Here is a 9,481-nt window from a genome sequence, read left to right on the forward strand (position 1 = left end):
TGCGTTGTTTTTATGCATTAAGGTCTGGCCTCGGTAAAACTTTGCTCGCGAGCTGCATCAGGGTCTTCGGGCGGCGGATCGGTTTCGGGGTCTGATTCGGGTTCCGGGTCCGGCTCAGGGTGGATCGGGCTCTGCATCTGGTCTTGCACCACCTGCTCATCGACACGCGGATCAAGGCAAGCCACCAACGGCGAACTCGACATACTGTCCGGCATGGCGACGTGATGCAGCGGTGCATCGTCGACCTGATGCAGGTTGGTCACCGCTTTCGGGCGAATCCGCCACACCAGCACCAACGCGAAGAAACTGAAGAAGGCATAGAGCATGTGGCTACCGAACAGTTTCATCAGCACCCCCGCCACCAGCGGCCCGATACTGGCGCCGACACCGTAGGTCACCAACAGCATCGCTGTCAGGGACACCCGACGATCACCCTCGACGTGGTCGTTGGAGAACGCCACCGCCAGCGGATACAGGCAGAACATCACCAGCGAACAGCAGAACCCGGTGATAAACAAAATCTCCAGCGGTACCTGTTGCATGATTGCCAGCGGCAATGCGGTAAGCGCCAGGACCAGCGCAAAACAACGGATCAACAGCGCCCGGTCATAACGATCGGACAGCCAGCCCAACGGCCATTGCACCAGCAAGCCCGCAAAAATGCAGCTACCCATGAACAGACCGACCTGCTCCGTGGACAACCCTTGCTGTGAGGCATACAGCGGTGCCAGACCGTAGAACGAACCAATGATCAGTCCCGCCCCCAGCACCGTGCTCAACGACTGCGGCACGCGCTTGATGAAGAACCGCGGCTCCATCGGTGCCGGGTGCAACGGTGCCGGGTGAATCCGCCGGGTCAGGGCCACCGGCACCAGACACAGCGCGAAGCACAAGGCGACCAGCATCAGCAGCTCAAGACCCAGGCCCGGGTGCATGACCAGAATCAACTGACCCAGCACCAGCCCCAGGTACGAGGCAATCATGTAGCCGCTGAACACCGTTCCGCGCTGCGAGGCTTCGGCCTGCTCATTGAGCCAGCTTTCGATGACCATGTACTGGCACATCATGCCGAGGCCGACGATGACCCGCAGGAATATCCAGGCAGGCAACCAGTCCACCAGGCCATGGCCCAGCACCGCCGCGCCGACAATCCCGGCGCAGGCCGAATAGGCGCGAATATGCCCGACCCGGGCAATCAGCCGGTGGCCGATCTTGCCACCCAGCACCAGGCCGCAATAGTTGGCCGCCATCAACGCACCGACCCACAGGCTGTCGACGTGATCGGCGGCCAGGCGCAAGGCCAGGTAAGTACTCAACAGGCCAGAGCCGATCAACATCATCAGCGAGGCAAAATAAAGCGCTCGAAAGGGTTTCCAGATTTGGCGCATCGGCGTTCCGAGCGGCTCCTTGCAGTGAGTTTCAGGCTACCGACAAACGATAGCCTGATGTCGACGGATCGTCAGGCCTGGGCCGCTAAAACACGCCGCTCCCAGGGAGTAATTTCATCAAAGAAGCTGGTCAACTCCATGGTCTTCGAGGCGATGTAGCCTTCGATGAACTCCTTGCCAAACAGTTCCTTCGCCAATTGGCTACGTTTCAGACGCTCAAGAGCCGCATGCAAGGTACACGGCAACGAAAGATTGTCCGGCACTTCGAATTCACCCTGAATAGGCTCGCTCGGCTCCAGTTTGTGTTCAATGCCATACAACCCTGCGGCAAGACTGGCGGCGATCGCCAGGTAAGGATTTGCATCAGCCCCCGGCAAGCGGTTCTCGACCCGACGAGCGGCGGGCGAACTGGCCGGAATACGCAATCCGGCCGCACGGTTGTCGTGGGACCAGCAGGCATTATTCGGCGACGCATACGGATGGCACAAGCGCTGATACGAGTTCACGTTCGGTGCGAACAACGCGGTGAAATCCGCCATGCCGGCCTGCTGACCCGCGATGAAATGACGGAAGGTCGCGGTCGGCTCACCAGCCTTGTCGCTGAACACGTTACGCCCGCTGCCGATCTCGATGATGCTCTGGTGAATATGCATCGAACTGCCCGGCGTGTGCGCCAGCGGCTTGGCCATGCAAACCACGGTCAGGCCATGCTTGAGCGCGACTTCTTTAAGCAGATGTTTGAACAGGAGTGTCTGGTCAGCCAGCAGCAGCGGATCGCCGTGCAGCAGGTTGATCTCGAACTGGCTGACGCCCATCTCGTGCATGAAGGTATCGCGCGGCAAGCCCAGGGCCGCCATGCATGCGTAGACTTCACTGAAGAACGGCCGCAAACCATTATTGGAACTGATACTGAACGCCGAATGACCGTCCTCGCGACGACCGTCCAGGCCCAGCGGCGGCTGGAACGGTTGAGTTGGGTCGGTATTGGGTGCGAAGACAAAAAACTCCAGCTCGGTCGCCACCACCGGCGCCAGGCCGAGGGCCGCGTAACGCGCGATCACGGCTTTGAGTTGGCCGCGGGTCGACAGAGACGAGCTTTCGCCGGTCAACTCATCCGCATCGCAAATGGCCAAGGCGCGCGGCTGCTGGCTCCACGGCAAGCGATGGATCTGTGCCGGGTCGGGCACCAGCGCCAGGTCGCCATCATCGCTGCCGTAAAAACGCGCTGGCGGGTATCCGCCCATGATGCATTGCAGCAGCACACCCCGCGCCATCTGCAAACGTCGTCCTTCGAGGAAGCCCTCGGCGGTCATTACCTTGCCGCGGGGTACGCCATTCAAATCCGGCGTAACACATTCGATCTCATCAATGCCCGTCAATCGCTCCGCGAATGAACTATGGCCATCGGTTGTCATGACGCAATCCTTTGTTGTTGTGCAAGCCGCGAACGGCGACCCGTACAAAATAGGCTCCACCTGTTCGGAATATCAAGCACCGCACAAAAAGAAAATCATTGGCTGAACACCTCTGATTTTCGGCCACCACAATCCGGTAGGAGCTGGCGAAGCCTGCGATCTTTTGATCTTGCCTTTAGTTTAGACAGCAACGTCAAAAGATCGCAGGCTCCGCCAGCTCCTACGGGGGGATGTGCCCGTCAGGGGAGGTAAAGGCTGAACACGCCGCCGCCCAGCGGGCCGCCATTGCTGATTTCGGTGCGTCCGCCCTCGCCATTGCGTTGATGAAGTGCGGCAATCCGCCCGGCAAAATACAGGCCCAGGCCAGTGCTTCCGCTGCTGTGGTTGATGCCCTGCACGTAATCGGCCTGACGCTCGATCATTTCGGGTGGATAACCCTCGCCATCGTCGTTGACGGTCAGCACCAGTTGCCCGGCTTCATCGCTGACGCTAATCAACACCGCGTGGCGGGCGTAACGAATGGCGTTGTTGATGCTGTTGCCCAGCACCGAAGCAATCAGTTCCCGGTCGAAGAAACCCAAAGGGCTCAACGGGTCCACTTCATAGGTCGCCATGATGCCGCGACTGGCAAACACGTCCTGATGGCAGGCCAATTGCGCTTCGATGAAGTCATCCAGTTCATGGTAGGCCGGTTGCAACGGCATCTGGTTGACGCCGAGTTTGTACAGCCCCAGCAACTGCACCAGCATGCCATTGAGATGCGCGAACTCGAATTCGATCACGCCCTGCTCCGGGGTGTGCTGCTGCGGATCCGGCAAGCGCGCCAACCATTGGCTGTGGGCCTGCATCAGCATTGCCAGAGAGTTCTTAATGTCGTGCACGGTGGAGGCAATCACCGTGGAAAAATCGAGTGCCTGTTCGCTGTCGTTCATTAGCCAAACGCCTTGCTTCGCAACTTCTGATAACGGGGAAAACGCGCATCGGAGTCGGGCATCAGGCCGACCATTTTCAGGCACGTCCGACATTCCTCCAGCTCCGCCGAGGGGACACTGGTGTCGGTGCCATGCAGCAGCGACTGCGCCATGTTCAGCGCGATACTGATGTTCTTGGGTTGCAGCGCCAGGGCTTTGCGGAACACCTGCCGCGCCTCCACCAGGTTGCCGGTCTTGTACACCCGCACGCCCTGACGGTTGAGGTCGGCAGCGGCGTTGCCGGAGTTGAGAATGGTCGGATCGTCGGTCAACTTGGCGATGCCCTTCATCACCGTCGGGTCGTCGCCGTAGATTTCCGCGCAGTTTTTCAGCATCGAGGCACCGGCGCTGGCCTGGCCGAGCATCTGCAGTTGCTTGGCCACCAGCAGCGCCGCTTCGGCGCTCATGAACTGCTCCATGCCATCGAGGCGCATCATCGCCTGCTCGGTGAGCTTCTCGGCGGTCTCGGCATCGTTGAGCAGCAGGCTGGTGGCTTTCATCAACCGCGCACGAATCTGCAGACCCGGGTCGGAAGGGTTTTCCTTGGCCACCGCACTCAGCGTCGTGTTGATTTCCAGTCGAGTCCGGGTATCCAGACCTTTTTCGCTGCCTTTACTGATCAAGGCATGGGCCAGGCCAAGGTTGCTCTCCGCATCCTTGAAACGTGACTGCGCGCCCTGCGCCACGGCCTGGCGATAGGCTTTGGAGGCGGTGTCGAAATCTTCGTTGGCCATCGCCAACTTGCCCAACTGCGCTTGCCGGCGCACCGCCAGCGGCGACAAACGGATCGCCTCTTCCAGCACACTCTGGGCCGCCTTGGTGTCGCCTTCGGCGACCAGCACATCGGCCATGCCGTCGTAGAGCGCCGGCATCATCGGGAACACTTTCAGGGCTTTTTCATACACGCCTTTGGCCTGAGCGACCTGGCCACGCTTGAACAGCAATTTGCCCAGACCGGCAAACGCCCACGGCAACGGTCGATCAGCAATGATGCTGTCGTAGAGACGCTCCAGCGCCTCGTTCTGATTCAGGTCGCGCAAGGCATCGGCGCGGTAGCGCAGGCACAACGGCGAGTAGCGGATGTCTTGCTTGCACAGGGCGATGCAGGCATTGAGCACTTCAACCGGTTTGCCCCGGTCAAGGGCCTGCAGAATCGGCTTGAGCAAGGTCTTGCGCTGCTCCAGCCGCTCCAGCCGTTGAGCCAGGCCGGAACGGTTGAACGGTTTGGTCAGGTACGCATCGGGTTCGTGTTCCAACGCACTGAGAACCATTGCTTGACTGGTCTCGGCGGTGACCATGACGAACACGGCCTCATGGCTGATCAGCTTCTCGATCATCAGGTCTTCAAGCACCTGCTGACCGTTCTTCTTGCCGTCGCCCAGGTGAAAGTCCTGCAGGATGAAATCGTAGGCCTTCTGCGAACACATACGCAGCGCCTGTTCACCGGAGTCGGCGGTGTCGACATCCTTGACGCCCAGTTCGCGCAGCATGGACCTGACGGAACTGCGGAAATCCGAGAAATCATCGACGATCAAAAAACGCTTTTGGTGATACGACAGCATCGAAGATTTCCAGGCAATTTTAAGAAGAAGACCATGAGTGTTCGGGTTATCGGCCAGTAGTGGCGTTCCCTTAATGAAGTCATGCCGCTCAGTACGCGCTTAATATTTGAAGGTGTTATTGAAAATCGGGATTATCCTGATTTATTAAGGCGCACCCACACCCCACTTGAGTTCGAGGCGTTTCCCCCTCGCCAAAGGCAAGCGTTATGACCACCACTCCCAAGCACTCGGCCCCTGCTCCTGAGCGAAAGGCCCTGAGCCCCAGCACCCTGGATTTTCCGGTGGTGGGCATCGGTGTGTCGGCGGGCGGGCTGCAAGCGATCAAACTGTTCTTTGAAAACTTGCCTCAAGACAATGGCATGGCATTCGTGATCATTCTCCATCTGTCGCCCGACTACCAGAGCATCGCTGACAAGATCATCCAGGAGTCGACCAAGATGCCGGTTCTGCAGGTGACCGAAACGGTGGCCATCGAGAAAAACCGGGTGTACGTCATTTCACCGGCGCAACGGCTGGCAATGAACGATGGCTTTCTGGAGGTCAGCGCCACAGATCCGCGCGAAGGTCGCCACGCGTCCATCGGTCTGTTCTTCCGCGACCTTGCCGATCTGCACCGCGAGCGCGCCTTCTGTCTGGTGTTGTCGGGCACCGGTTCGGACGGCGCGGTTGGCTTGTCACGGATCAAGGAACAAGGTGGCATTACCCTGGCCCAGGCACCGGAAGATGCCAAATTCGATGGCATGCCTTGCGCCGCCATCGAAACCCGCATGGTTGACCTCGTGCTGCCCGTGGTGGAAATGCCGTAAAAGCTTCTGGAGCTTTGGCGCAACTCCAGAGAAATCTGTTTGCCCACCGCCAACGATCCGGAACTGCAAACCATTGCAGCGGTGTCCGAGCGTGACGCGACACTTGCCGAACAAATGCTGCGCGACGTCCTGATTCAGTTGCGCACCGGTACCGGCCATGACTTCAAACACTACAAACGCGCCACCGTGTTGCGCCGGATCGAACGCCGGATGCAGGTGACCCGCCAGCCGGACCTGAGCGCCTATTACCAGTATCTGCAAGCCAACCCCGAAGAAACCAAGGCGTTGCTGGGCGACATGTTGATCGGCGTGACCAACTTCTTCCGTGACAGGGAGGCTTTCGAAGCCCTCGAGCGGGATGTCGTGCCGCAATTGGTCAGAACAGTCCGCACCACCGAGCGTGATCGTCGACGCCCCGGGCGTTTCTTGCGCCATGTCGGCGGAATTGTCGCGCAACTTGCTGACGCTGATTCTTCCGGAACGGCGCAAGCGTGATGAGCGCAGTTGCCTGATCGATCTGGTCGCGCATCCCTACAAGGATGAAAAATCGGACGGCGAATACGTTCTGGTGATTTTCGAAGAAGTCGAGGTCGACCCTTCCGAACGAGCGGCCACCACCGTGCTACAGACGGAAAGCCAGGTGCTGTCCAACCTTGAGCGCGAAAGAACTAGAGACCAGCAAGGAAGAGCTGCTGACGGTCAACTACGAGCTGAAAACCAAGGTCGAAGAAACCGACAGGATCAACGACTACCTGACCAACCTGATCGCCTCCACCGACATCGCCACGGTGTTTGTCGATCGCAGCATGCGCATCAAGTGGTTCACCCCGCGCGCCACTGACATCTTCAGCATGTTGGCGGTGGATACCGGGCGCTCCTTGCTCGACATTACCCATCGCCTGCATTACGAGAACCTGGTCGCAGACGCGTCGCAAGTGTTCGAATCGCTGAACATGATCGAACGCGAAGTCAGCAGCACCGACAACCGCTGGTACATCGCCCGCCTGCTGCCCTATCGCTCCAGCGAAGACCACATCGACGGCACCGTGCTGACGTTCATCGACATCACCAAACGTCGAGCGGCTGAAGAAGAGATGCGAATGGGCGAAGAACGCATGCGCCTGGTCGCCGAAAGCACTCGCGACTACGCCATCATTACCCTTGATGAGCAGGGCTTGATCACCACGTGGAACAAAGGTGCCGAATTGATCTTCGGTTACAGCAAGGCTGAGGCCGAGGGCGCCTATTACGACTTCATTTTCTCGGCTGAAGATCGCGCGTCCGGCGTGCCTGAAAACGAACTGCTGGCGGTGCGCACCCATGGCCGCAGCGAAGATGAGCGCTGGCATCTGCGCAAGGACGGCAGCCGCTTCTTTTGCAGCGGCGAGGTGACCCTGCTCAGCGGCGATAACCTTCAGGGCTACGTGAAAATTGCCCGGGACCTGACCGGCCATAAGCGCCAGCATGAAGAGCAGAGCCAACAACTGGCCGAAACGCGCAACACCAATGACCTCAAGGACGAATTCTTCGCGGTCATGTCCCACGAACTCAAGCATCCGTTGAACCTGATTCAGCTCAATGCAGAACTGCTGCGTCGCTTGCCGGTGACCAAGTCGGTGGAGCCGGCCGCCAAGGCCGTCAACACCATCTGCGACGCCGTCAACAGCCAGGCACGGATCATCGATGATCTGCTGGATGTTGCCCGGGTGCGCACCGGCAAACTCAAACTGAAACCAATCGCCGTGGATCTGGCCGGTGTGTTGCGCGACATTCACGCCGTCGTGCTCAACGACCGACACGACGCCATCGTCGAACTGCACGTGCCTTCAGGCGCCTTGATGGTCCATGCCGACCCGACGCGCCTGGAACAAATTATCTGGAACCTGGTGAACAACGCACTGAAGTTCACGCCCTCCAACGGCCACGTGCAATTGATCGCCAGCCAGGTTGGAAACATGGCCCGGCTGGACGTCAAAGACAACGGTGCAGGCATCGCACCCGAGAATCTCGATCACGTGTTCGACCTGTTCGGCCAGGCTGAAAAGCAGCACGTCAGCCACAACCGTGAAGGCCTTGGAATCGGCTTGTCACTGGTCCGCCAGTTGACCGAGGCCCAACGGGGAACGGTTGAGGTGAACTCTGCCGGGGTGGGAACAGGTTGTACCTTCACGATTTACCTGCCCCTGGCCCACACCAAAGATGAACCGCAATCCCCGACTCAGGTCGAAGAATCCTCTGGCAGGCTGAGTGGTTTGACGATCCTGCTGGTCGACGACTCCGCCGATGTGCTGGAAACCTTGAAAATGCTGCTGGAAATGGAAGACGCGCAAGTGATTGCATTCGATCGACCGGTGGCGGCTTTGGACGCGGCAAAAAGCACCCGTTTCGACCTGATCATTTCTGACGTGGGCATGCCGGTCATGAACGGCCACGAGCTGATAAACGCATTGCGTCAGTTGCCGCTCGTCAAAGATGTGCCGGCCATTGCGCTGACCGGCTATGGCGCCCACAGCGACATTCAAAAGTCACAGCAATCGGGCTTTGACCAGCACATTGGAAAACCGCTGTCCTACGATGAGCTGATCGAAACCATTGAGGCTCTGCGACGCTCCCAGACCTGAGACAGAGTCAGCGCAGGTAGGCGCGTTGTACGCAGGCTCGTCGATCGATGGCCTGCCTGAGTCGATCCTTGTGATCAGCCCAGACCCTGGGGTCGACTTTGGTTGAGCGCATCAGCACCAGCATGGCTGCCTTGGCAGCCAAGTACTCCACCCAGGCATCGTCAGACCTGAGCTTCAACGACTCGCGCTCGGTCATTTCCATCCGCCGCAGCGCCAGTACCGACTCATCGGTGATCACCGGACTCAAGGTCAGCTGCACCCGGTGCGGCGAGACGAATTCCTGCGTGTCCGCCACAACTTCCCTCGCCCGCTGCGCCCCCCACTTCAACGCCACACAGTAATGCTCACCCGCGTAGCGGTCATGAAACTCCTCGCAAATCGTCCAGCCATCGGTGTCGTAGACGCCTATAAATACCTGGGTAACCCCCTCATGACTGACCCGTGCCTGCACCTCGATGTGCACGCCATTGCTGAGTACCTCTTCATGCGTATGGAGGGGTAACCGCGTGTTGGTCCACAACCAGAATTTTGTGCCTCTACGCCGCATCGACGTGGCTCCATGAGTTGTGTCTGGAGTAAGGCACAGCAATGACGGACTTTCGTAACCGATCCACGAACTACACCTACCTCAAGATGAGGCAGTCGTTTACCGTGGCATCTCTGGCGAGCAGTTCCATGGCAGCAAGGCTTCGTAGTCCCCAACCGATTGTGCCTGCGG

5 protein-coding genes and 1 pseudogene are annotated in these 9,481 nt (G+C 59.1%); 1 reads left to right on the plus strand and 5 read right to left on the minus strand.

The annotated features are described in order from the left end of the window. Positions 1–17 precede the first annotated feature (17 nt). The 4 genes from E3W21_RS27660 to E3W21_RS27675 form a co-directional block, all read right to left on the minus strand. Entirely contained in the window at positions 18–1,388 is a 1,371-nt protein-coding gene (locus E3W21_RS27660) for an MFS transporter (RefSeq protein WP_129437611.1), read from the minus strand. Positions 1,389–1,459: 71 nt separating this feature from the next. Next, positions 1,460–2,701 carry a glutamine synthetase family protein gene (locus E3W21_RS27665; RefSeq protein ID WP_178082692.1) on the minus strand — a complete coding sequence of 414 codons (1,242 nt, stop codon included), beginning with the start codon at positions 2,699–2,701 and terminating at the stop codon, positions 1,460–1,462. A gap of 341 nt (positions 2,702–3,042) precedes the next feature. Then, complete coding sequence (locus E3W21_RS27670) at positions 3,043–3,735, minus strand: sensor histidine kinase KdpD (protein WP_134422750.1); 693 nt, start codon at positions 3,733–3,735, stop codon at positions 3,043–3,045. After that, a complete protein-coding gene (locus E3W21_RS27675; RefSeq protein WP_134422752.1) occupies positions 3,735–5,336 on the minus strand; it encodes a tetratricopeptide repeat-containing response regulator in 1,602 nt (533 codons plus the stop codon). The genes E3W21_RS27670 and E3W21_RS27675 overlap by 1 nt, the downstream gene beginning before the upstream one ends. A gap of 206 nt (positions 5,337–5,542) precedes the next feature. Here E3W21_RS27675 and E3W21_RS27680 point away from each other — a divergent pair. Continuing rightward, a pseudogene (locus E3W21_RS27680) lies at positions 5,543–8,763 on the plus strand (chemotaxis protein CheB). A 7-nt stretch (positions 8,764–8,770) separates the two neighbouring features. Here the strand turns inward: E3W21_RS27680 and E3W21_RS27685 are convergent. Continuing rightward, complete coding sequence (locus E3W21_RS27685; RefSeq protein WP_134422754.1) at positions 8,771–9,310, minus strand: hypothetical protein; 540 nt, start codon at positions 9,308–9,310, stop codon at positions 8,771–8,773. Positions 9,311–9,481: the final 171 nt, after the last annotated feature.

Source organism: Pseudomonas sp. F01002 (genome assembly GCF_004402115.1).
GTDB classification, from domain to species: domain Bacteria; phylum Pseudomonadota; class Gammaproteobacteria; order Pseudomonadales; family Pseudomonadaceae; genus Aquipseudomonas; species Aquipseudomonas frigoris.